A 23,497-nucleotide genomic window follows, 5' to 3' on the forward strand; every position below is an offset into this window, starting at 1 on the left:
ACCCCCCCCCCCCCCCCCCCCCCGCTCTCTCTCCACCAAAAACATCCCCCCCCCCCCCCCCCCCCCCCCCCCCCCCCCCCCCCCCCCCCCCCCCCCCCCCCCCCCCCCGCGGCCCTCACCCGCCGCGCCGCACCTCGAAGTGGTCGATCCGCCGCCCGTCCTGGGCCAGTGCCGACACCGCGAGCCGTGGCGCCGCGCCCGCCCGCACCTCCACCGAGAGCAGCGAGAAGCCGGTGTAGCGCACCCGCGACCACTCCGCCGTCTCCGGAACCCGGTCCCTGCCCTTCGTCCAGGCGAAGGTCTCCACCGCCCGGTGCCGGGTGAGGTGCCCCTCGTAGCTGTCCTTCACGCCCGAGGGAAAGCCGTACAGGTCACGCCCGCCGCCGCCCGCCGTGACGTACACGGTGCCGTCCCGGTCGGGGTCGGTGGAGCCGCCGACGGGCACCGCCCGGCCGACAGCGCCGCCCTTGATCGCGTCCGTGCGCTCGTACACATGGTTGTGGCCGTTGATCACCAGGTCCACCCGGTGCTTCGCGAACAGCGGCAGCCACTCCCGCCGGACGCCCCCGTCCGAGGCGTGCTGCGAGGTCGAGTAGGCGCAGTGGTGGAAGAAGACGACCACGAAGTCGATGCCGTCGTCCGCACGCAGCCGCCGCAGCGTCCGGTCCAGCCAGGCCGTCTGCCGGCCGCCGCTGTGCCCGAGGTTGGCGGGGATCTCGTACGACACGTCGTTGGCGTCCAGGGCGACGAAGCCGGCGTTGCCGTAGGTGAACGCGTAGGCGCCCGGCGTGCCGTGCGGGTCGAAACCGGTCTCCGGCAGGGAGAAGCGGGCCAGCTGGCCGCCGTAGCCGTCCGGTGAGTACCAGGCCTCCATGTCGTGGTTGCCGGTCGTCACCATCCACGGCACGGACCGCGCGACCGGCTCGTTCTGCTTCAGGAACAGGTCCCAGAAGGCGGGGTCGTAGCCGTCCGTCTTCCGCCCCGTGCCGTTGACGTCCGCGTAGCAGATGTCACCGGCGTGCAGATGGAAGGCGGGCTTCCGGCGCAGCATCAGATCGTCGTTGGCGTGCGCCGCCCGGCCCACGCCCTGGTCGCCGAAGGCCGTGAACACGAAGCGTTCCGGACGCGCGGGCGCCGTGCGGAAGGAGGCGATGGCCGCGCGGTGGGCGGGGGCGGTGGGCTCCCAGCCGTCGTGGCCGACGCCGTAGTAGTACGTCGTGCCGGGCGCGAGGCCGTCCACGGACGCGTGCACGTAGTACTGCTCCAGCGCGGGCCGCACACCCTCCACCCCGGGTGTGTGCAGCGGGCGGATCTCGGCCGGGACCCGGCGCCCGAGGTCGTCGGGGCGCGGGCCTACGCGCACGTACGGCCGCTTCACCGCGAACGGCACCTGCCAGGAGATCCGCATCCGCGTCCGGGGGTCGGCGCCGAAGGCGAGATGCCGGCCGAACGGGGCCACCGCCGAGCCGGGCGCCCGCGAGGTCGCCGAGGCCGGCGCCCGGGAGCCGGCCGGGCCGGGCTTCCCGTCGGACGCGGTGCCGCAGCCGGTCAGCAGGCCGCCCGCCACCGCGCCCGCCGTCACCAGTGTGCGGCGGCGCACCATGCGGCTGCGCAGGTACGCGTACTGCTCGGCCATGCTCAGCCGCTCGGCGAGCGGGCGGGGGATGCCGACGTCGGGAGTGTCCATGTCCCGGAACTTTCCACCGGGGCCCAACGTCCTTGCCACTTACGGGTGAACGTCGACCGACGGGCGGACACCGGCAACCCGTCCGGGTGTCCGTATGGCGGACGGCACATGTCATCCCCTGGGACGAGGAGTAGGGTGCCGGCATGTCTCGCAGCATCAATCTCGCAGTGATCCCCGGTGACGGCATCGGCCAGGAGGTCGTGGCCGAGGGTCTCAAGGTCCTCTCCGCCGTCCTGCCGCAGGATGTGAAGCTGGAGACCAAGGAGTACGACTTCGGCGCCAAGCGCTACCACGCCACCGGTGAGACCCTCACCGACGCCGACCTCGACTCCCTCAAGCGGCACGACGCCATTCTGCTCGGCGCCATCGGCGACCCGTCGGTGCCGTCCGGCGTCCTGGAGCGCGGCTTCCTGCTCAAGCTCCGCTTCGCCTTCGACCACCACGTCAACCTGCGCCCGTCGAAGCTGCTCCCGGGTGTCGCCACCCCGCTCGCCGGTCAGCCGGAGATCGACTTCGTCGTCGTCCGCGAGGGTACCGAGGGCCCGTACACCGGCAACGGCGGCACCATCCGCAAGGGCACCGAGCACGAGGTCGCCACCGAGGTGTCCGTCAACACGGCCTACGGTGTCGAGCGTGTCGTCCGCGACGCCTTCGAGCGTGCCAAGGCCCGCCCGCGCAAGAAGCTCACGCTGGTCCACAAGAACAACGTGCTGACCTTCGCCGGGCATCTGTGGACGAACGTCTTCAACAAGGTGGCCGAGGAGTACCCCGAGGTCACCACCGACTACATCCACGTCGACGCCGCGACCATCTACCTGGTCACCGACCCGGGCCGGTTCGACGTCATCGTCACCGACAACCTCTTCGGTGACATCATCACCGACCTCGCCGCGGCCGTCTCCGGCGGCATCGGCGTGGCCGCGAGCGGGAACATCAACCCCTCCCGCGAGTTCCCCTCGATGTTCGAGCCGGTCCACGGCTCCGCGCCCGACATCGCGGGTCAGGGCAAGGCCGACCCCACCGCCACCGTCCTGTCCGTCGCCCTGCTGCTGCGCCACCTCGGCTACGACACGGAGGCCGACCGGATCGACGCGGCCGTCGCCGCGGACCTCACCGAGCGCGCCGGAAAGCCGGCCCGCTCCACCTCCGGGATCGGCGACGCGCTCGCCGTACGCGTAGCCGGCTGACCCGCCGCGCTACACCGAGCCGCCGGGTCGCAACCGCATCCGGCGGCTTTTCCTGTGCCTCGCCGGGTGCCACCATCAACCCTGGGCCGCTTCACCCCGATTCCGTCCGCTACCGCAGCCCGCGCGATAATCGAACGCGGAGCCGCGGTATGAGGGAATGCTCGGACGTCCTAACACCGACGACCGGAGTGCAGGCGTGAGCGCGGCCCGTCACTACAACCGGTGAAGGACAACCACTCATGACGACGCCCACGATCGAGCTCAAGCCCTCCGCCAGCCCGCTCGCCGCCGCGGAGCGCGAGGCGATCCTGGCCAACCCCGGGTTCGGCCGCCACTTCACCGACCACATGGTGACGATCAAGTGGACCGAGGGCCGTGGCTGGCACGACGGTCAGCTCGTTCCGTACGGGCCGATCTCCCTGGACCCGTCCACGCACGTCCTGCACTACGGCCAGGAGATCTTCGAGGGGCTGAAGGCCTACCGCCAGCCCGACGGCTCGATCGCGCTGTTCCGTCCCGAGGCCAACGCCCGCCGCTTCCGCAACTCCGCCCGCCGCATGGCCATGGCCGAGCTGCCCGAGGAACTGTTCATCGCCGCGCTGGACGCGCTGCTCACCCAGGACGCCGACTGGGTCCCGCCGCACGGCGGCGAGGCCTCCCTCTACCTGCGGCCGTTCATGTTCGCCACGGAGGCCGCGCTCGGCGTGCACCCGGCGAACGAGTACCTGTTCATGCTGATCGCCTCCCCGTCCGGCGCGTACTTCGCCGGCGGCGTGAAGCCGGTCACCATCTGGGTCTCCGAGGACCATGTCCGCGCCGTCCCGGGCGGCACCGGCGACGCCAAGACCGGCGGCAACTACGCCGCGTCCCTGCTGCCGCAGGCCGAGGCCGCCGCGCACGGCTGCGACCAGGTCGTCTACCTCGACGCCGTCACCCGCACCAAGGTCGAGGAGAGCGGCAGCATGAACGTCGCGTTCGTCTACGGCGACCGGATCGTCACCCCGTCGCTCACCGGCTCCATCCTGGAGGGCATCACCCGTGACTCCCTCCTCCAGGTCGCCCGTGACCTCGGCTACACCGCCGAGGAAGGGGTGGTCACGCTCCAGCAGTGGCGCGAGGACGCCGCGTCCGGTGCGCTGACCGAGGTCTTCGCGTGCGGCACCGCCGCCGTCGTCACGCCGATCGGTCACGTCAAGACCAAGACCGACGAGTGGTCCCACGGTGACGGCACGCCGGGGCCGGTCACCGTGCGTCTGCGTGAGGCGCTGCTGGGCATCCAGCGGGGCATGATCGAGGACGAGCACGGCTGGATGCACCGGGTCGGTTAAGAGTCCTGTTGCAATTGCCGCGAAGGGGCGTCGGGCGTCTGCGGGTCTGTTGTGGTTGACCGCGCAGTTCCCCGTGCCCCTTCCCCGCAGCAGCGGGCGAAGCCGTTTCGACGGTCGCCTCACTGAGTTAGAGCGACGCTCAATGTGACGTAGGGCCTGCCCCCGGTCGGCGCTTCTGTTTCATGCATTCCCCGTTTAGAGTGATGCTCTAATCCGGGGAAGGCAAGGAGGTGCCGGGTCGTGAGACTGACCCCCACGGAACGTGACCGGCTGCTGCTCTTCGGGGCCGCCGAGCTGGCCCGGGCCCGCCGGGCGCGCGGCCTCCGGCTGAACGTGCCCGAGGCCACCGCGCTGATCGCGGACACCGTCTGCGAGGCCGCACGCGACGGCAGGCGGCTCGCCGAGGCCATCGAGGCGGCCCGGTCGGTGCTCGGCCCCGAGGACGTCCTGCCGGGTGTCGCCGACGTCGTCACCGAGGTGATGGTCGAGGCCGTCTTCGACGACGGCTCCCGGCTCGCGGTCGTCTCCGACCCCATCGGCTGGGGGTCCCCCCGCGAAGCAGGGGGAGGCCTGGGCGCGGACGCCCCGGGCGCGCTGCTCCCCGGCCCCGAGCACGCCGACCCCGGGCCCGCCGTCCGGCTCCGCGTCACCAACACCGCGAGCGTGCCGGTCTCCGTCACCTCCCACTTCCACTTCTTCGAGGCCAACCCGCGTCTCGACTTCGACCGCGAGCTGGCCTACGGCATGCGGCTCGCCGTGCCCGCCGGATCGTCGGTGCGCTTCGGGCCGGGGGAGAGCGAGGAGGTCGGGCTCGTGCCGATCGGCGGCGAGCGGATCGCGATCGGCTTCGCCGGACTGGTCGACGGGCCGCTGGACGCGCCGGGCGCGAAGGAGGAAGCCCTCCGCAGGGCCGCCGCCTGCGGATACCTGGGAGCGACACAGGAAGGAGGCGAGGAGCGATGAGCCGCTCGAAGGGGCGCGAGGTGAGCCGGTCGATCCACGTCGACCCGCAGGCCTACGCCGCCACCCACGGCCCCCGCGCAGGCGACCGCATCCGCCTCGGCGACTCCGGGCTCACCGTCCGCGTCGAGTCCGACTCCCAGCAGTACGGCGACGAGTTCCTCGCCGGGTTCGGCAAGACCGCCCGCGACGGACTGCACCTGAAGGCCGCCGCCGTCCGGGACACCTGTGACGTCGTGATCAGCAACGTCGTCGTGATCGACGCGGTGCAGGGGATCAGGAAGGTGTCCATCGGCATCCGCGAGGGCCGCATCTGCGCGATCGGGCGGGCCGGCAACCCGGACACCCTGGACGGCGTGGACGTCGTCGTCGGCACCGGCACCTCGATCGTCTCCGGTGAGGGGCTGATCGCCACCGCCGGTGCCGTCGACACCCATGTGCACCTGCTGTCGCCGCGCATCATGGAGGCGTCCCTCGCCTCCGGCGTCACCACGATCATCGGGCAGGAGTTCGGCCCGGTGTGGGGCGTCGGCGTCAACTCGCCGTGGGCGCTGCGGCACGCCTTCAACGCGTTCGACGCCTGGCCGGTCAACATAGGTTTCCTGGGCCGGGGTTCGTCCTCCCACGGCGCGCCGCTCATCGAGGCCCTGGCCGAGGGCGGGGCGAGCGGCTTCAAGGTGCACGAGGACATGGGCGCCCACACCCGGGCGCTGGACACCGCACTCCGGGTCGCCGAGGAGCACGACGTCCAAGTCGCCCTGCACAGCGACGGGTTGAACGAGTGCCTGTCGGTCGAGGACACCCTGCGGGTGCTGGACGGCCGCACGATCCACGCCTTCCACATCGAGGGCTGCGGCGGCGGACACGTCCCGAACGTGCTGAAGATGGCCGGCGTCCCGAACGTCATCGGCTCCTCCACCAACCCCACCCTGCCCTTCGGCCGGGACGCGGTCGCCGAGCACTACGGCATGATCGTCTCCGTCCACGACCTGAAGACCGACCTGCCCGGCGACGCGGCCATGGCCCGCGACCGCATCCGGGCCGGCACCATGGGCGCCGAGGACGTGCTGCACGACCTGGGCGCGATCGGCATCACCTCCTCCGACGCGCAGGGCATGGGCCGGGCCGGTGAGACGGTCCGCCGCACCTTCGCCATGGCCGGCAAGATGAAGGCCGAGCTGGGCCCGCTGGAGGGCGACGGCGAAGGCGACGACAACGCGCGCGTCCTGCGCTACATGGCCAAGCTGACCATCAACCCGGCCATCGCGCACGGACTTGCCCACGAGATCGGCTCGATCGAGACCGGCAAGCTCGCCGACATCGTGCTGTGGCGCCCGGAGTACTTCGGCGCCAAGCCGCAGCTCGTCCTCAAGGCCGGCTTCCCGGCGTACGGCGTGGTCGGTGACCCCAACGCGGCCACCGACACCTGCGAACCCCTCGTGCTGGGGCCGCAGTTCGGGGCGTACGGCGCCACGGCCGCCGACCTCTCGGTGGCGTTCGTCGCCCGGGCCGCCGTCGACCAGGGCAACGACCGGATGCCGACCCGGCGCAGAAGGGTCGCCGTGCGCGGCACCCGGGGCATCGGCCCCGCCGACCTGCGCCTGAACTCCCGTACCGGAGCGGTGGACGTCGACCGGCGCACCGGCCTGGTCACCCTCGACGGCGACCCGCTGCGCTCGGCACCGGCCGACTCCGTCTCCCTCAACCGCCTCTACTTCCTCTAAGGACCCGTGCCATGAGCACCCCCGCCGCCGACGGCTTCCGCATGCCCGCCGAGTGGGCCCCCCACGAGCGCACCTGGATGGCCTGGCCCAGCCCCAACCCCACCTTCGAGGACCCGGACGACCTGAGCCGCGCCCGCACCGCCTGGGCCTCGGTGGCCCGTGCCGTCCTCCGCTTCGAGCCCGTGACGGTCGTGTGCGGCCCCGGCCAGTCGGAGGAGGCCCGGGCGCTGCTCGGCCCCGGCGTCGACACCGTCGAGCGGGACCTGGACGACGCCTGGATGCGGGACATCGGCCCCACCTTCCTCACCGACGGCCGGGGTGGACTGGCCGCCGTGGACTGGACGTTCAACGGCTGGGGCGCCCAGGACTGGGCCCGCTGGGAGCACGACTCCACGATCGGCGCGTACGTGTCCGACCTGGCGGGCGCGAAGACGTACGCCTCGAAGCTGGTCAACGAGGGCGGCGCGATCCACGTCGACGGCGAGGGCACCGTGCTGCTCACCGAGACCGTGCAGCTCGGCCCCGAGCGCAACCCGCACTGGACCAAGGAGGAGGTCGAGGCGGAGATCCACGCCCACCTCGGCACCAGCAAGGCGATATGGCTGCCGCGCGGCCTGACCGGTGACTACCCTCCCCACGGCTTCGGCACCCTCGGACACGTCGACATCGTCGCCGCGTTCGCCCGGCCGGGTGTGGTGGTCGCCCACCACCAGCCGGACCCGGCGCACCCCGACCACGAGGTCACCAAGGAGGTCATCGGCCTGCTGAAGTCGGCGACCGACGCGCGAGGCCGCAAGCTGGAGGTCGTGGAGGTGCCGGCGCCGACCGCCCTGGAGACCGACGGGCACTGGGCCGACTACTCGTACATCAACCACTACCTCTGCAACGGCGGCCTGGTGCTGTGCGGGTTCGACGACCCGCGCGACGAGATCGCCGCCGGGATCTTCCGGCGCCTGTTCCCGGAGCGGACGGTGACGCTGGTGGACGCGCGTACGATCTTCGCGGGCGGGGGCGGTATCCACTGCGTCACGCAACAGCAGCCGAAGGTCTGACACACACGGGAGCAGCAGATGGCCGGTGCGGGCCGGGCGCGCAGGAACGCGCCGCCGCGCGAGGAGGTCCTCGCCGCCGCCATGGACATGATCGCCGAGCGCGGTCTGGAGAAGCTCACCATGGCGGGGCTGGGCCGCGAGGTCGGCATGAGCAGCGGCCACCTGCTGTACTACTTCCGCTCCAAGGACGAGCTGCTCCTCCAGACCCTGGAGTGGAGCGAGGGCCGGCTGGGCGCGGAGCGGGGTCGCCTGCTGGCCGGTCCGGGGACCGCGCGGGAACGGCTGTCCGCCTACGTCGACCTGTACGTACCCGACGGCCACCGCGACCCGCACTGGACGCTGTGGCTGGAGGTCTGGAACCGGTCGCAGAACGCCGACGAGGACGCGCGGGTCCGGCAGGCGGCGATCGAGGGCGCGTGGCACCGGGACCTGGTCGCCCTGATCGCCGAGGGCGTCTCGCGGGGGGAGTTCCGTCCGGTGGACGCGGACCGCTTCGCGACGAGGTTGCGTGCGCTGCTCGACGGGTTCTCGATCCACGTCGCCATCGGGTTGCGGGGTACCGACCGGGACCAAGTGCTGGCTCATGTGGGCGAGTTCGTCGAGGATGCGTTGCTGATCGTCTAGCTGCGGCACCCCGCGAGCGCAGGCGAGCCTCTTCCCGCGGGCCCCCACGGTAAAGGAATCCTTCAGTCCGCCACCGGGCAAGTAACGGCCCATGCGACGACAACACTGGAAGAAGATCTGGGTCGGCTCGGCGGGCAACATGGTCGAGTGGTTCGACTGGTTCGTGTACGCGAGCTTCGCCACGTACTTCGCCGGCGCGTTCTTCCCGAGCGGCAACCCCACCGCCCAGCTGATGAACACCGCCGGCATCTTCGCCGTCGGCTTCTTCATGCGCCCCGTCGGCGGCTGGCTGCTGGGCAGGGTCGGTGACCGCAAGGGCCGCAAGGCGGCGCTGACCCTGACCGTCACGCTCATGTCGGCCTCGGCGATCCTCATCGCCGTCGCCCCCACCTACGGGGTCGCCGGCTACGGCGGCGCCCTCGTGCTGCTCGTCGCCCGCCTGCTCCAGGGCCTGTCGGTGGGCGGCGAGTACGCGGCGAGCGCCACCTATCTGACCGAGGCCTCGGACCCGAGGCGGCGCGGCTTCGCGTCCAGCTTCCAGTACGTGTCCATGACCGCCGGCCAGATCGTCGGCCTCGGCCTTCAGATCGTCCTCCAGCGCACCATGTCCGACGACGCTCTGCACAGCTACGGCTGGCGCATCCCGTTCGTCGTCGGCGCGCTCGGCGCGGCCGTCGTCTTCTATCTGCGCCGGAACATGCTGGAGACGGAGGTGTACGAGGAGGACGCCTCGCACGCCGAGGAGCGCGGCACCCTGCGCGCGCTGTGGCAGCACAGGCGGGAGGCGTTCCTGGTGATCGCCCTCACCATGGGCGGCACGGTCGCGTACTACACGTACACCACCTATCTGACCAAGTACCTGTCGAACTCGGCGGGCCTGTCCAAGGAGACCGCCACCCTCGTCTCGTTCACCGCGCTGATCGTCTTCGCCTGCCTCCAGCCGCTCGCGGGCGCCCTCTCCGACCGCATCGGCCGCCGCCCGCTGCTGATCACCTTCGCCGTCGGCTCCACCTTCCTCACCGTCCCGATCATGACGCTGCTCAGGCACGCGGACGGCTACTGGCCCGCCCTCGGCCTCGCCCTGCTCGCGCTGGTCGTGGTCACCGGCTACACCTCCATCAACGCCTGCGTGAAGGCCGAGCTGTTCCCGACCGGCATCCGCGCGCTCGGCGTCGCCCTGCCGTACGCCATCGCCAACGCCCTCTTCGGCGGCACCGCCGAGTACGTCGCCCTGTGGTTCAAGAAGGGCGGTATCGAGTCCGGCTTCTACTGGTACGTGGCCGGCTGCGCCGCCGTGTCCCTCGTGGTGTACGTCACCATGCGCGAGACCAAGGACCTGGATCTGGCCCGGGTGAAGGCGGGGGAGGATTCCACTTTGACGCCCGCATCCTGAGACGGGCGGTGAGTCGGGGGCGGTGCTGTGCCAGACTGCCCCCGTGCTCTCGTTCGCCATGATTATTGGCAGCAGGCGCGCCGGTCCGCAGTGACCACCTCGTACGACCAGTGCGGGTGGCCACCGTCGTCCTCGACCCGCGCGCAGACCTCTCGCACCCGCGAGGGGTTTTTTCGTTTTCCGGCCCACCTTCAGCCGGTGAGACGAAGCGCGAGGGAGCATGGAGGAACGGTGGAGCCGGTCATTCCGGTAAAGACCGAAGATCCCCAACAGGAGCCTTGAGACATGACCGAGACGGCAACCAGCGAGCTCGACGACTCGTTCCACGTCTTCGACACCACGCTGCGCGACGGCGCGCAGCGCGAGGGCATCAACCTCACCGTCGCGGACAAGCTCGCCATCGCCCGGCACCTGGACGACTTCGGCGTGGGCTTCATCGAGGGCGGCTGGCCCGGCGCGAACCCCCGCGACACGGAGTTCTTCGCCCGCGCCCAGCAGGAGATCGACTTCCGGCACGCCCAACTGGTCGCCTTCGGCGCCACCCGCCGCGCCGGTGCGAAAGCCGCCGAGGACCCGCAGGTCAAGGCCCTGCTCAGCTCCGGCGCCCCGGTGATCACCCTGGTCGCCAAGTCGCACGACCGGCACGTGGAGCTGGCGCTGCGCACCACCCTGGACGAGAACCTGGAAATGGTCCGCGACACCGTGTCGTACCTGCGCGAGCAGGGCCGCCGGGTCTTCGTGGACTGCGAGCACTTCTTCGACGGCTACCGCGCCAACCCCGAGTACGCCAAGGCGGTCGTCCGCACCGCCGCGGAGGCCGGCGCCGACGTCGTCATCCTCTGCGACACCAACGGCGGCATGCTCCCCGCCCAGGTCCACGCGGTCGTCTCCACCGTCTTCGCCGACACCGGCGCCCGGCTCGGCATCCACGCCCAGGACGACACCGGCTGCGCGGTCGCCAACACCCTGGCCGCCGTCGACGCGGGCGCGACCCACGTGCAGTGCACGGCCAACGGCTACGGCGAGCGCGTCGGCAACGCCAACCTGTTCCCGGTGGTCGCCGCCCTGGAACTGAAGTACGGCAAGAAGGTGCTGCCCGAGGGCCGGCTGCGCGAGATGACACGCATCTCCCACGCCATCGCCGAGGTCGTCAACCTGACGCCGTCGACCCATCAGCCGTACGTGGGAGTGTCCGCCTTCGCCCACAAGGCCGGCCTGCACGCCTCCGCCATCAAGGTCGACCCCGACCTGTACCAGCACATCGACCCCGAGCGGGTCGGCAACACCATGCGCATGCTCGTCTCCGACATGGCGGGCCGCGCCTCGGTCGAGCTGAAGGGCAAGGAGCTGGGTATCGACCTCAGCGGCGACCGCGAGGTGGTCGGCCGGGTCGTCGAACGGGTCAAGGAGCGGGAGCTCAAGGGCTACACGTACGAGGCGGCGGACGCCTCGTTCGAGCTGCTGCTGCGCGCCGAGGTCGAGGGCCGGCCGCTGAAGTACTTCGACGTCGAGTCCTGGCGGGCCATCGTGGAGGACCGGCCCGACGGCACCCACGCCAACGAGGCCACGGTCAAGCTGTGGGCCAAGAGCGAGCGGATCGTCGCCACCGCCGAGGGCAACGGCCCGGTGAACGCCCTGGACCGCGCCCTGCGCGTGGCCCTGGAGAAGATCTACCCGCAGCTCGCCAAGCTGGACCTGGTCGACTACAAGGTCCGCATCCTGGAAGGCAAGCACGGCACCCAGTCCACCACCCGCGTGCTGATCTCCACCTCGGACGGCTCCGGCGAGTGGGCCACGGTCGGCGTGGCCGAGAACGTCATCGCCGCCTCCTGGCAGGCCCTGGAGGACGCGTACACGTACGGCCTCCTCCGCGCGGGCGTGGAGCCTGCGGAATAGCCACAGTGGAGGCATGACCTCAGAAACCGATGACGTGCTGTCCCGGGCCCGCGTCGCGACCCGGCTGCCCGCCCGGGACCTGGACCGGGCCCGCCGCTTCTACGCCGAGAAGCTCGGCCTGTACCCGGTGGACGAACGGCCCGGCGGGCTGCTGTACCGGTGCGCGGGCGCGGACTTCGTCGTGTTCCGCTCGACGGGGGCCTCGCCCGGCACCTTCACCCAGATGGCCTTCGAGGTGGACGACATCGAGGCGGCCGTCACCGAGCTGCGCCGCCGGGGCGTCGCGTTCGAGGAGGTCGACGTGCCCGGCTTCGCCACCCGGGACGGCATCGCCGAGATCGAGGGCAACTATCCGAGCAAGGGCGCCCGGGCCGAGCGGGGCGCGTGGTTCCGGGACAGCGAGGGCAACCTGCTGGGCATCGGCCAGCTGATCCTGTGAGGTGCGCCGGCCGGTCCCACGCCGGTCAGGGTGCCCGCCAGATGTTGTCGAAGGCGATGTTCTCGATGCGGCGCCGTTCGCGTACGGCCTCCAGCTCGGTGACCGCGTCGCCGACCGCCGCCAGCACGGTGATCACCGCCTCGTCGTCGAACCCGGAGGAGGCCGGCCGGTCGGGATCGATGCCCAGCGTGCCCGCGAGGCCGGTCAGCACGGGGTCGTGGGAGTCCCAGCGGTCGGTCGCGTGCCGCCGGGCGGCGGTGTCGGCCGGGGCGTCGCCCGCGCCGTGCCGGGACAGCCAGTGCCGGCGCTTCCCGGTGAGCTGCCCCATGGCCTCCAGGACGTCCCGGTAGGCCACGGCCAGCCCTTCGCCGCGCCGCCACAGCCAGTCCTCGACCGTCTCGTACGGCTCCTGCCGGACCAGCGCGGCCCCCGCCTCGTCCAGCATCCGGTCACCCGTGGTCAGCACCGGCCCGGGCACGATGCGCTCGCCGTCCAGGGTGAGCGCCCGGACGCCGAGCAGGTCGATCAGCTCGGCCCCGGCGAGCGCCAGCGACAGATCGCCCTGCTCGACGGGGCGCTCGCCGGGCACGTCCAGGCTGACGAGGAACAGATCCTGCGGTGTGGTCATGGGGGCTCCAGGTCACCGGCCGTCAGCTGCGGCCGGGGTCGTTCGGATGGGACTCCAGCGGGGTGACGGTCAGCCGCGTCCACGGTCGCAGCGGCAGCGTACCGAGGACCCGCTCGTGCAGCCGCGCCTCGTCGTCGGCCCGCCAGACGCCGATGCCGCCCAGCGCCCCGACCGGCCGCCACAGCCGCAGCAGATGACCCGTGGCGGCCAGTTCCCCGGCCCGGACGGCCTCGGCGGCCCGGCGCTCCGCGACCTCTTCCTCGGTGGTGCCGTCGGGCACCGAGGTGGTGATCTCGACCAGGAACTCGCGCATGATCCCGCTCCCTCGGTGGGTGGACCGGCCGGCGGCCGGCCACCTTCATCGTCCCCCAGCCGCCGGGCGACCGCCGCTCAGCACGAGTCGGCGGCGAGCCGCTCGAACGCGGCGAGGCTCATCGGCCGGTCGTCCGCCCAGACCTGGCCGGGCCTCAGCCGGGCGATCCGCTCGCCGGTGAACTCCACGACCCCGTTGTAGGAGTCGCCGCCGACGTAGTGCCCGAACCGGAGGACGTACCTGTGCCGGGGCAGGAGCCGCTGGGTGCCCCGATGGCGGGCGTGCCAGGCGGCGGGCGGGTCGAAGAGGGGGAAGTCGGCGTCGCCGCGCAGCCCCTCCTTCTTCACGTCCCATCCGGTCGTGACCGGACCCTTCCCGGCGCCACGGGCCCGTCCGTCCAGGTCCGGGCCCTGATAGTTGTCGTCACCGCACGGACGGAACACCGCGTACGGCGTCCCGTCCGGCGCGACCCGCACCCCCGCGAGCGGCAGGTCGACGGCGCCACAGCCGCTGAGCAGCAGCATCCCGCCGACGATCCCCGCCGCCACGGCCCCCGTACGTCGCATGGTCCGCCTTACCGCCTCACCGCAGGGTCCACTTCTGGTTGGCGGCGCCGGTGCACGACCAGATCTGGGCCCGGGCCCCGTTCGCCGACGAGTTGTCGGTGACGTCGAGGCACTTGTTCGCCGCCGTGTTCACCACATCACCCGTGGACGCGTTGTACGACCACCGTTGGGCACCGGTTCCATTGCAGTCGTACAACTGCACCTTGGCGCCGTCCGCCGTCGAAGCGGAGGCCACGTCCAGGCACTTGCCGAGGGCCTGGACCGACCCGTCGGCCTGGACGGTCCACTGCTGGGCCGCGCTGCCGTTGCAGTCGTAGAGCTGCACCGCCGTACCGTTGGCGCTCGAACCGCCCGCCACGTCGAGGCACTTGCCGGCCAGACCCACGAAGGCGCCGGTCCTCGCGCCACCGCCGGACTGGGTGCCGGACCAGGTGAAGGTGGCCGAGGTGTTGCCGGGCAGTGAGTAAGTGGCGTGCTGCGAGCCCCAGTTGATGGTCACCGTCCGGGCCGACGACGAGTCGTTGTAGGCGATCAGCGCCTTGCTGCCGTCCGGGTTGCGCCAGGCCACGTTGGGCACCGCGGTGGAGGCGGTGGACGCGATCCGCTGGGCGCCCGGGCGGACGAACTTGGTCAGGTGACCCATGTCGTAGTACTCGACGGTGTAGTCCACGGTCCCGCTCGCGCCGTCGCCGTTGTGCACGGTGATCAGGCCGGTGCAGGTGCCGCAGCCGCCGTTGTGCGGGCCCATGTTCTGGTCCACGGCCAGCGACCACTTGGTCACCGACTTCGCCCAGTTGCGGGTGTAGTCGATGATGTTGGACATGTCCTCGCGCTGCTGGTCGGCGATCCAGGTGCCGCCGGAGTGCTCGGTGCCGAAGGCGTCCAGCGTCGGGTACTGGTTGTGCACGGTCGTCTGCTTGGCGATGTCACCGCCGTAGCCGTGCCAGGCGATGCCGCCGAAGTTGGGGTGGTTGCGGACGGCCGCGTCGTCCACGGTCTGGGCGGCGTAGGAGTCGTAGACGTCCCAGTTCCAGTCGTGCGCCAGCACCTTGGTGGTCAGGCCCGCCGACTGGAGCTTGGGCAGCAGCTCGTTCTTCGTGAAGTACGCGAGGCCGCTCGCGTTCCAGCTCATCGACGGGTAGCCGGAACAGCAGGTCGGCTCGTTCTGCGCGGTGACGTAGGAGACGTTGATCCCCTGGTCCTTGTACGCCTGGAGGTACTTCACGAAGTAGGAGGCGTACGCCCCGTAGTCCTCGGCCTTCAGCCAGCCGCCGTTGAGCGAGCCGCTGTCCTTCATCCAGGCCGGTGCCGTCCACGGCGAGGCCATCACGGTCAGGGACGGGTTGAGCTGGAGCGCCTGCCGGGTCAGCGGGACGACGTCGGCCAGGTCGTGCGCGATGGAGAACTTCGCCAGCGACGGGTCGGTCTGGCCGGCCGGCACGTCGTCGTAGGTGTAGCCGTACCGGGCGAGGTCGGAGGCGCCCATCGGGTTGCGCAGGAACGACAGGCCTATGCCGTCCGTCGGGGAGAACAACTTGCGCATGGTCGCGTCACGGGTCGCCTGGGACAGCGCCCCGCTGCTGTTCATCAGCCAGGCGGCGGTGTCCGTGAAGGAGGCGCCGCCGCCGGTGAAGGTCTGGTAGCGGGTGTTCTCGTCCACGGTGATGTTCTCGCCGCTGCCGCCCGCCCCGGACTGGAACGCGAACGGCGTCTGCGGCTGGAGGCCGCGTACGACATGCCGGCCGGCGGAGTCGTCGGTGGTGGTGAGCCAGGCGGTGACCTGCTCACCGGCCGCGTGTGCGGGGGGTACGGCCACACTGAGGCCGGCTGCGGAGAGCAGCCCGGCGAGCAACAGCCGGACTGTGCGGGGGGATCTCCTCATGGTGCGTCGCCCTTCCTCTCGGATCGGCAGAGCTGACGGGTCGTCTTGACGGGGTTGTGTGCCCCTAGTTAACTCACGGCGTGAGCTAAGCCCTGAGTGAACCATGAGAGCCGAGGGAAGGTCCATGCGAAGAACCGCCCTGCTCGCCTCCGCAGCACTCCTCGCCGGTCTGCTGCCCTGGGCGGCGACGGCGCGAGCCGCCGACGAGCCCGCCCCTGTCCCCGTCGACCGCTTCGAGGGCGAGGTGCCCTTCGCCTCCCAGCCCGCCGAGGGCATCTTCACCTGGGGCGGCGACTCCGACGACCCGCCCACGCTCCGCCTCGCCGACCGCGCCGACGCCCCCGAGGGCGCAAAGGTCCTCGCAGGCAGCTACGACATCAGCGGCTACGGCGGCTTCACCCACGACTTCGCCGCCACCGCGCCCGCCCACGACTGGTCCGCCCACCAGGGCATCCGGTTCTGGTGGGAAGGGCGGAACAGCGGCAAGAAGATCGCCTTCGAGATCAAGGACGGCGGGGCGAACGGCGAGGCGTCCGAACTCTGGACCACCTCCTTCACCGACGACTTCACCGGCTGGAAGCAGATCCAGCTCCCCTTCACCGACTTCACCTACCGCACCGACTACCAGCCCGTCGGCGGCATCGACCACGTCCTCGGCCTCAAGGAGATGTGGGGTTACGCCCTCACCCTCCCGGCCGGCGCCAAGGGCGACTTCGCCATGGACGACGTGGAGCTGTACGGCAGGGCCGACCAGGCGCTGCACGCCTCCGTCACCACCGACGCGCCCGTCCACCCGGTCGAGGAGGGCGGGACGGCAAAGGTGAAGGTCACCTTGGCCACCACCGGCGAGGCCCCCCTCACCGACCCGGTGACCGTCACCTACGCCACCGCGGACGGCACCGCGACCGCCGGCAAGGACTACACCCCCGTCTCCGGCACCCTCACCTTCCCGGCCGGCACCGCCTCCGGCACCGCGCGGACCATCGCTGTGCCCACCCGCCGGGACCGGGCGGCCGAACCCGCCGAGACCATCCCCCTGAAGCTCACGGTCACCGGCGCGAAGGCCCCCGCCGAGACCCCGCAGATCGTCATCGACGCGCACGGACTGCCGTACCTGAACGCCGAGTTGCCTGTGAAGAAGCGGGTGGCGGACCTGCTCGGCCGGATGTCCCTGGCGGAGAAGGCCGGACAGATGACGCAGGCCGAGAGGGGTGCGATGACCCAGCCGAACGACATCGCCGCCTACGCGCTCGGCTCCCTGCTCTCCGGCGGCGGCTCGACGCCCACCCCCAACACGCCCGAGGCGTGGGCGAAGATGATCGACGCCTTCCAGCTGCGGACCCAGGCGACGCGCTTCCAGATCCCGCTGATCTACGGCGTCGACGCGGTCCACGGCCACAACAACCTCTCCGGCGCCACGGTCATGCCGCACAACGTCGGCATCGGCGCCACCCGCGATCCCCAACTCGCCTATCAGACCGGCTCGGTGACGGCCGCCGAGGTCCGCGCGACCGGCGTCCCCTGGGACTTCGCGCCCTGCCTGTGCGTGAGCCGCGACGAACGCTGGGGCCGCTCATACGAGTCCTTCGGCGAGGACCCGGCGCTCGTGAAGTCGATGGAGACCGTGATCCAGGGCCTCCAGGGCCGCGCGAACGGCAAGGACCTGAAGCGCGACGACAAGGTGCTCGCCACGGCCAAGCACTTCGTCGGCGACGGCGGCACCGCGTACGGCTCCTCGACCACCGGGACGTACACCATCGACCAGGGCGTCACCAAGGTCACCCGCGAGCAGTTGGAGGACATCCACCTGGCGCCGTACCGCACGGCCGTCGAGCGTGGCATCGGCACGGTCATGCCGTCGTACTCCTCCCTCGACATCGCCGGCGACGGCAAGGGCGCGGTGAAGATGCACGCCCGCGGCGACATGATCAACGGCGTGCTCAAGGGCCGCATGGGCTTCGACGGCTTCGTGATCAGCGACTGGAACGCCATCGACCAGCTGCCCGGCGATTACGCGTCCCACGTCCGCACCTCGGTCAACGCGGGCGTCGACATGATGATGGTGCCGTACACCTACAAGGAGTTCAGCACCGCGCTCGTCGACGAGGTGAAGGCGGGCCGGGTCAGCGAGAAGCGGATCGACGACGCCGTCTCCCGCATCCTCACCGAGAAGTTCCGGCTCGGCCTCTTCGAGCACCCGTACGCCGACACCTCCGGCGCCGCCGCCATCGGCTCCCGGGCCCACCGGGAGGTCGCCCGCCGGGCCGCCGCCGAGTCGCAGGTGCTGCTGAAGAACGCGGGCGGGATGCTGCCGCTGAAGAAGAGCGAGAAGGTGTACGTCGCCGGGTCCAACGCCGACGACATCGGCAACCAGACCGGCGGCTGGACCCTCACCTGGCAGGGCGCTTCCGGGAACACCGTCCCCGGCACGACCGTCCTCCAGGGCCTGCGCAAGGCGGGCGGGAACGTCACCTACTCGAAGGACGCCTCCGCTCCCACCGGCGGTTACGACGTCGGTGTGGTCGTGGTCGGCGAGACCCCGTACGCCGAGGGCGTCGGTGACGTCGGCAACGGCCACGACCTGAAGCTGTCCGCCGCCGACCAGGCCGCCGTGGACAAGGTCTGCGCGGCCATGAAGTGCGCGGTGCTGATCGTCTCCGGCCGCCCGCAGCTCGTCGGCGACCGGCTGGACGAGATCGACGCCCTGGTCGCCTCCTGGCTGCCCGGCACCGAGGGCGAGGGCGTCGCCGACGTCCTCTACGGCGCGCGCCCCTTCACCGGGCAGCTCCCGGTCACCTGGCCCAAGTCGGAGGCGCAGCTGCCGATCAACGTGGGCGACACGTCGTACGACCCGCAGTTCCCGTACGGCTGGGGCCTGACCACCCGCACCGAGGTCCCGAAGGGCGGTACGGCCACCCTGCGCGACCTCGCCGTCCGGGCGGCGGCGGCCGAGCGGCACGGCGACGACCGCACCGGGCGCACGCTGGTCACCAAGGCCCGGCTGCTCGTCCAGCAGAAGGCGGACGGCCACCTCACGGCGGCCGTGGCGAAGCCCTTCGCCGACGCCGACCATCTGCTGCTGACCGGCAGGTACGGGAAGGCGGTGCAGAAGCTGACGGAGGCGTACCGCGCGGTCTGACCCTCGGGGCCTCTAGATCTGCCCCCCGGGACCTCTAGATCTGCCTCCCGGACCTATAGAAATGACCGCTTTGGGGATGCTTCGGGTAGTTTCGAGATATGAAGGCCGTCCCGTGGACCCGAAGCCTCCCCGCCCTGCTGCTGGCCGCCCTCGCCCTGGTGCTGACGACCCTGTTCGCGCCCGGGGCGAGCGCGGACACCAGCGTCTCCACGGTCGCCCAGGCCCTGCGCAAGAGCCCCGTCTACGTCGACCCGGCGGCCCGGGACCAGCTGTCCGCCGCGGACGCCGACACGCTCGCCGACCGGATCAAACACGCGAACAAACCCCTGTTCATCGCGGTCCTCCCGGCCGGCTATCCCACCGCGCACCTCTTCTCCGACCTCCGCTCCGCCACCGGCGTCACCGGCCTGTACGGCATCCGCCTCGGCGACCGCTTCGACGCCCGCGCCGACTCCTCCGTCATGGCGGCCACGGCCCGGCAGAACCTCGTCCGCAGCGTCCAGGGCGAGGACGCCAAGTCCCAGCTGTCCGACTTCACCGACCGCGCCCTGGCCAACATGGGCGGCCACGCCCCCCGGAGCTGGGGCGGCTCGGCCGACGGCGGCGGCGCCTCCACCACGGCACTGATCACGACGGCCGCCGTCCTGGTGGCCGCCGGCGCGGGCGCTTACGCGCTGGTCCACCGCAGCCGCCGGCGCCGCGAGGAGGACCAGCGGGCCGCCCTCGACCGGCTGCGGGTGGTCGTGGACGAGGACATCACCGCGTTCGGCGAGGAACTCGACCGCCTGGACTTCCACCCCTCGGAGGCGGGCGCCGACGACGCGATGCGCGCCGACTACGAGCGCGCGCTGGACGCCTACGAGACCGCCAAGCAGCGCATGGCCGCGGCACGAAAACCGGAGGATGTCCGGCCGGTCACCGAGGCACTGGAGGACGGCCGCTTCTCCCTCGCCCAGCTCACCGCCCGCCGCGAGGGCCGCCCCCTCCCGGAGCGCCGCCCGCCGTGCTTCTTCGACCCCCGGCACGGCCCCTCGGTCTCCGACGCCACCTGGACCCCGCCCGGCGGCGCCGCGCGCCAGGTCCCGGTCTGCGCGGCCGACGCCACCCGCCTGGCCGACGGCCGCGACCCCGTGATCCGCGAGGTCGACACCGACTACGGCCGCCGCCCCTACTGGGACGCGGGCCCCGCCTACGGCCCCTGGGCCGGCGGCTACTTCGGCGGCGGCCTCCTCCCTGGCCTCCTCGTCGGCACCCTGCTGGGCAGCGCGATGGCGACCCCCGCCTACGCCGCCGACTACGGCACCGGGTACGGCGACTTCGGCGGGGCCGGCTACGAGGGCGGCGACATCTCCGGCACCGACTTCGACCCCGGCGACTTCAGCGGCGGCTTCGGCGACGGGGGCGGCTTCGACGGCGGAGGCGGGGGAGGGGACTTCGGCGGGAGCTTCTGAGCGGACCTCGACCTGCTTCAGCCTCAGCGAGCGATGCCGTCGAGGAACCGGGTCCAGGTGGTGGGGGAGAGGGTGAGGGTGGGGCCGGTGGGGGCTTTGGAGTCGCGGATGTGGATGGTGGTGGGGGTGGTGGCTACTTCGAGGCAGTTGCCGCCTTCACTGCTGCTGTAGCTCGACTTGAACCATGCCAGTGCTGCGGTGCTCATGACTCTCCTAGCAGTCCCTTCAGGAGGCGTTCGCTCTCGTCGCAGGGGAGCGCCTGAGACCGCAGCATCGCATACTTGTGGTGGTAGTAGCTGACCTCTTCCGGGTCATCGACGAGGAAACTGGCGCGCTGGACTTCCAGGTAGACCAGCCGTTCGTGCTCCGGTGTCTCAAGCAGCACCATGGGTCCACCCAGCGCTGCGTGAGGGGTCCGCTTCATGGGCATGATCTGAACGCTCATGTGCACCGGCCGGGTGAACTCCAGGATCTGCCGGATCTGCTCGCGCATGACTTCCGGGCCGCCCATCGGCCGCCGCAGGATGCTCTCCTCCAGGATGAAGTGGCCTACGGGCGGTTGCTCTCGCTGCCAGATCAACTGTCGGTCCATCCGAGCCTGGACCCACTGATCCGCCGTCTCGCTGCCCAGTGCCGGATACCGGTAGTCGAAAACGGCCCGGCAGTAATCCGCCGTCTGGAGGAGACCCGGCACGACCAGGGTCTCGTATGTCAGGAAGCTGACCGCCTCCTGCTCGTGATCCACCAGCCCCTGCGCGAACTGAACGATCCGATCCCGCACTGGCAGCTTGGCCACCACCACCGTTAACGCCCCGCCGGTGTCGAGGAGTTCGTCAAACTGCTCGGCACGATCCGGCTGGAGCGCCAGCCGCCCTTGCTCGATCGACCTCACCGTGTCGACCGCGATGTTCGCCAAGTCCGCGAACTGTTCCTGCGTGAGGCGCGCCTTCTTCCTGAAGTGCGCCACCAGCGCGCCGACCGCGTACCACGAACCGACCTTCTTGGGCCTCGATGCCACGTGCATGGCCGTTCCTTTCCCCCGTACGCACGCCAAGCTCTCGTAGTGGACTCGTAGCAATCAGAACTACGACTTCACTCACTGACCCACTGTAGTGACGCACAGTGACACTCGCGGCATGAACGCAGAACCCCGCCACCCCCACGCACGCCAGGCCTTCTACCGCCGGGACCGCAGATCGGTCCGGCTCGCCCGGCAGTTCGCCCACAAGACCCTGACGGACTGGGCCGCAGCCGAGCGCAGCGACGACGTACTGCTCTGCGTGAGCGAGTTGGCGACCAACGCCCTGCTCCACGGCGTCCCCGCAGGCCGAGGCTTCCTCCTCCGACTGGCCCTGCACGCGGACGGCGTCCTCCGCGTCGAGGTGCACGACAGTGGGCCGGGCGAGGTTCGCACCCCGGACCCGAGTCCCGAGTCGGAGCACGGCCGGGGACTGCTCCTCGTCGCCGCCCTCGCCGACAAGTGGGGGGTGGGGGAGCGGAACCCGGGCAAGCTCGTGTGGTGCGAGTTCGCGGTGCGGGGTGATGAGGTGGCCGTTCCAGGTCGGCTGCGGTGAGCGTGGGGTGACGTGGCCGTTGGGCCGCCCGCTTCTTGGCCAGTGTCGTGCTTCCGCGGTCCGCGTCAAGGGCGCGTTCCGCGTCGCCTTCGGCGATGGGCCTCCGGCCCACCCTTGACCCGGCCCGCTCCAGCACGGGGAAGAAGCGAGCGGGCGGCCGGGGGAAAGTGGCCGCCTTACCGGTACGGGGCCCTCAGCCGAGTTGAGCCCGCACCCGGCGCGAGGTGTGCGCGTCGGCGCCTCGCCAGCACGCCGGGCCGGCTAAGCGGCTTGCGGCGGGTGGGTGGCACGCCCCCGCGCCTCGCCAGCACGCCGGGTGGGCTCAGCGGCGAGCGGCCGGTGGGTGGGAGCGGGGTGGCTCCTGGCTTCGTGGTGTGGCGTGGCGCCCCAGGAGTCCCTGGCGTCACATGGCCGCAGTGATTGGCGGATATGTGCCACTCCCGCCCGTCATCCAGGCCTATGACCTGCATGTTCACTGGCGTGGCTTGGCACAAATGCGCCAATCACCGGGCGAGGGGCCCGGTAGGGCACCCCCGACCCCTACGGGCAGCCGCCGATCGCACCCGGCGCGCTGGCGAGACGCGAGCGCGTCCACCGCCCACCCGCCGCAAGCCGCTTAGCCCGCCCGGCGTGCTGGCGAGGCGCGTCCGCGCACCCCTGCCGACGATGCGGACGCAGCTGACCCGGGGGCACGTTGCCGGTCGGGGCCACTGCTTTTCCGGGCCGCTCGCTCGCTTCTTCCCCGGGCTGGAGCGAGGTGTGTCAAGGGTGGGCCGGAGGCCCATCGCCGAAGGCGACGCGAAGCGCCCTTGACTCACCTCGCGGAAGGCCGACACTGGCCGGGAAGCGAGCGGCCCGACGGTCACCTGTTGCCGACGGGCACGGCGCCAACCCTCGGTCGGCTGCCGGGCGCTCACGCGTTCTTGATCGCCGAGATGTCGAAGACGAGCTTGATCTTGTCGGAGACCAGGACGCCGCCGGTCTCCAGCGCCGCGTTCCAGGTCAGGCCCCACTCCGAGCGCAGGATCTCGGCCTTGCCCTCGAAGCCGACGCGCTCGTTGCCGAACGGGTCCTTGGCCGCGCCGTTGAACTCCAGGTCGATGGTGAGCGGCTTGGTGACGCCGAGCAGGGAGAGGTCGCCGGTGATGCGGTAGTCGTCGCCGCCCAGGGACTCCGCCTTGGTGGAGCGGAAGGTCATGACCGGGAACTCTTCGATCTTGAAGAAGTCGGACGACTTCAGGTGGCCGTCGCGGTCGGTGTTGCCGGTCTCGATGCTGGCCATCTGGACGTCGAGCGTGGCGGTGGACTTGGTCGGGTCGGCGCCGTCGAGGTGGAGCGTGCCGGTGAAGTCCTGGAAGCCGCCCTTGACGTTGGTGACCATGGCGTGCCGGGCGACGAAACCGATCGTGCTGTGGGACGGGTCGATCGTGTAGTCGCCGGTCAGCGCGGTCAGGTCGGGGCCGGCGGTGGCCTGCGCGGCGCGGGCGGGGGTGGTGTCCTTGCGGCTGAAGATTCCCATGACGTGCTCCTTGTTGAAAGTTAAACGAACCTGTGACTCAGACAGTAGACCCATTCGGTTCGGTTTTCAACATCATCCGGAGCGTGTTTCCGTGATCGCGTGGAGTAACCGCTTCTGCCCTCTGGCGCACCGCCC

The 23,497-nt window shown here is 71.2% G+C and carries 20 protein-coding genes; 12 read left to right on the forward strand and 8 right to left on the reverse strand.

The genetic code is table 11. From position 1 onward, the window contains the following. Positions 1 to 115 precede the first annotated feature (115 nt). On the reverse strand, positions 116 to 1,687 hold the full coding sequence (locus ACZ4WH_RS38825; protein WP_468189867.1) for a purple acid phosphatase family protein: 1,572 nt from the start codon (positions 1,685 to 1,687) through the stop codon (positions 116 to 118). A gap of 143 nt (positions 1,688 to 1,830) precedes the next feature. Between ACZ4WH_RS38825 and ACZ4WH_RS38830 the strand changes: the two genes are divergently transcribed. The 9 genes from ACZ4WH_RS38830 to ACZ4WH_RS38870 all read left to right on the forward strand — a co-directional run bounded on the left by ACZ4WH_RS38830 (position 1,831) and on the right by ACZ4WH_RS38870 (position 12,290). Next, positions 1,831 to 2,874, forward strand: a complete 1,044-nt coding sequence (locus ACZ4WH_RS38830) for a 3-isopropylmalate dehydrogenase (RefSeq protein ID WP_468189869.1) — start codon at positions 1,831 to 1,833, stop codon at positions 2,872 to 2,874. 239 nt (positions 2,875 to 3,113) lie between these two features. Further along, on the forward strand, positions 3,114 to 4,202 hold the full coding sequence (locus ACZ4WH_RS38835) for a branched-chain amino acid aminotransferase (protein ID WP_468189871.1): 1,089 nt from the start codon (positions 3,114 to 3,116) through the stop codon (positions 4,200 to 4,202). Between the two features lie 240 nt (positions 4,203 to 4,442). Further along, on the forward strand, positions 4,443 to 5,165 hold the full coding sequence (ureA, locus tag ACZ4WH_RS38840) for an urease subunit gamma (RefSeq protein WP_468189873.1): 723 nt from the start codon (positions 4,443 to 4,445) through the stop codon (positions 5,163 to 5,165). Beyond that, positions 5,162 to 6,886 (forward strand): urease subunit alpha, encoded by a 1,725-nt coding sequence (locus tag ACZ4WH_RS38845; RefSeq protein ID WP_468189874.1) that lies wholly within the window; start codon positions 5,162 to 5,164, stop codon positions 6,884 to 6,886. The genes ureA and ACZ4WH_RS38845 overlap by 4 nt, the downstream gene beginning before the upstream one ends. A gap of 11 nt (positions 6,887 to 6,897) precedes the next feature. Next, on the forward strand, positions 6,898 to 7,938 hold the full coding sequence (locus ACZ4WH_RS38850; protein ID WP_468189876.1) for an agmatine deiminase family protein: 1,041 nt from the start codon (positions 6,898 to 6,900) through the stop codon (positions 7,936 to 7,938). Between the two features lie 18 nt (positions 7,939 to 7,956). After that, positions 7,957 to 8,562 carry a TetR/AcrR family transcriptional regulator gene (locus tag ACZ4WH_RS38855; protein ID WP_468189878.1) on the forward strand — a complete coding sequence of 202 codons (606 nt, stop codon included), beginning with the start codon at positions 7,957 to 7,959 and terminating at the stop codon, positions 8,560 to 8,562. A gap of 91 nt (positions 8,563 to 8,653) precedes the next feature. Further along, a complete protein-coding gene (locus ACZ4WH_RS38860; protein ID WP_468189880.1) occupies positions 8,654 to 9,955 on the forward strand; it encodes an MFS transporter in 1,302 nt (433 codons plus the stop codon). Between the two features lie 285 nt (positions 9,956 to 10,240). Beyond that, positions 10,241 to 11,851: a citramalate synthase gene (cimA, locus tag ACZ4WH_RS38865; RefSeq protein WP_468189881.1), complete on the forward strand. Its 1,611-nt coding sequence runs from the start codon at positions 10,241 to 10,243 to the stop codon at positions 11,849 to 11,851. Between the two features lie 13 nt (positions 11,852 to 11,864). Beyond that, on the forward strand, positions 11,865 to 12,290 hold the full coding sequence (locus ACZ4WH_RS38870) for a VOC family protein (protein WP_468189883.1): 426 nt from the start codon (positions 11,865 to 11,867) through the stop codon (positions 12,288 to 12,290). 25 nt (positions 12,291 to 12,315) lie between these two features. On the opposite strand, the gene ACZ4WH_RS38875 is transcribed toward ACZ4WH_RS38870, so the two are convergent. The 4 genes from ACZ4WH_RS38875 to ACZ4WH_RS38890 form a co-directional block, all read right to left on the reverse strand. Next, positions 12,316 to 12,918 (reverse strand): GOLPH3/VPS74 family protein, encoded by a 603-nt coding sequence (locus ACZ4WH_RS38875; protein WP_468189885.1) that lies wholly within the window; start codon positions 12,916 to 12,918, stop codon positions 12,316 to 12,318. A 22-nt stretch (positions 12,919 to 12,940) separates the two neighbouring features. After that, positions 12,941 to 13,231 (reverse strand): muconolactone Delta-isomerase family protein, encoded by a 291-nt coding sequence (locus tag ACZ4WH_RS38880; RefSeq protein ID WP_468189887.1) that lies wholly within the window; start codon positions 13,229 to 13,231, stop codon positions 12,941 to 12,943. Positions 13,232 to 13,308: 77 nt separating this feature from the next. Next, entirely contained in the window at positions 13,309 to 13,797 is a 489-nt protein-coding gene (locus tag ACZ4WH_RS38885) for a hypothetical protein (RefSeq protein ID WP_468189889.1), read from the reverse strand. A gap of 16 nt (positions 13,798 to 13,813) precedes the next feature. Then, a complete protein-coding gene (locus tag ACZ4WH_RS38890) occupies positions 13,814 to 15,679 on the reverse strand; it encodes a ricin-type beta-trefoil lectin domain protein (RefSeq protein ID WP_468189891.1) in 1,866 nt (621 codons plus the stop codon). Positions 15,680 to 15,803: 124 nt separating this feature from the next. On the opposite strand from ACZ4WH_RS38890, the gene ACZ4WH_RS38895 reads away from it, so the two are divergent. Next, positions 15,804 to 18,818 (forward strand): glycoside hydrolase family 3 protein, encoded by a 3,015-nt coding sequence (locus ACZ4WH_RS38895; RefSeq protein WP_468189893.1) that lies wholly within the window; start codon positions 15,804 to 15,806, stop codon positions 18,816 to 18,818. 98 nt (positions 18,819 to 18,916) lie between these two features. After that, on the forward strand, positions 18,917 to 20,269 hold the full coding sequence (locus ACZ4WH_RS38900; RefSeq protein WP_468189895.1) for a hypothetical protein: 1,353 nt from the start codon (positions 18,917 to 18,919) through the stop codon (positions 20,267 to 20,269). Between the two features lie 23 nt (positions 20,270 to 20,292). Here the strand turns inward: ACZ4WH_RS38900 and ACZ4WH_RS38905 are convergent, their stop codons facing one another. Beyond that, positions 20,293 to 20,475, reverse strand: a complete 183-nt coding sequence (locus tag ACZ4WH_RS38905; RefSeq protein WP_468189897.1) for a DUF397 domain-containing protein — start codon at positions 20,473 to 20,475, stop codon at positions 20,293 to 20,295. Continuing rightward, entirely contained in the window at positions 20,472 to 21,293 is an 822-nt protein-coding gene (locus ACZ4WH_RS38910) for a helix-turn-helix domain-containing protein (RefSeq protein WP_468189899.1), read from the reverse strand. The genes ACZ4WH_RS38905 and ACZ4WH_RS38910 overlap by 4 nt, the downstream gene beginning before the upstream one ends. 112 nt (positions 21,294 to 21,405) lie before the next feature. On the opposite strand from ACZ4WH_RS38910, the gene ACZ4WH_RS38915 reads away from it, so the two are divergent. After that, a complete protein-coding gene (locus tag ACZ4WH_RS38915; protein WP_468189901.1) occupies positions 21,406 to 21,843 on the forward strand; it encodes an ATP-binding protein in 438 nt (145 codons plus the stop codon). A 913-nt stretch (positions 21,844 to 22,756) separates the two neighbouring features. On the opposite strand, the gene ACZ4WH_RS38920 is transcribed toward ACZ4WH_RS38915, so the two are convergent. Then, positions 22,757 to 23,362, reverse strand: a complete 606-nt coding sequence (locus ACZ4WH_RS38920) for a YceI family protein (RefSeq protein ID WP_468189903.1) — start codon at positions 23,360 to 23,362, stop codon at positions 22,757 to 22,759. Between the last annotated feature and the right edge of the window lie 135 nt (positions 23,363 to 23,497).

The sequence above is a fragment of the Streptomyces sp. NPDC029138 genome (genome assembly GCF_055564375.1).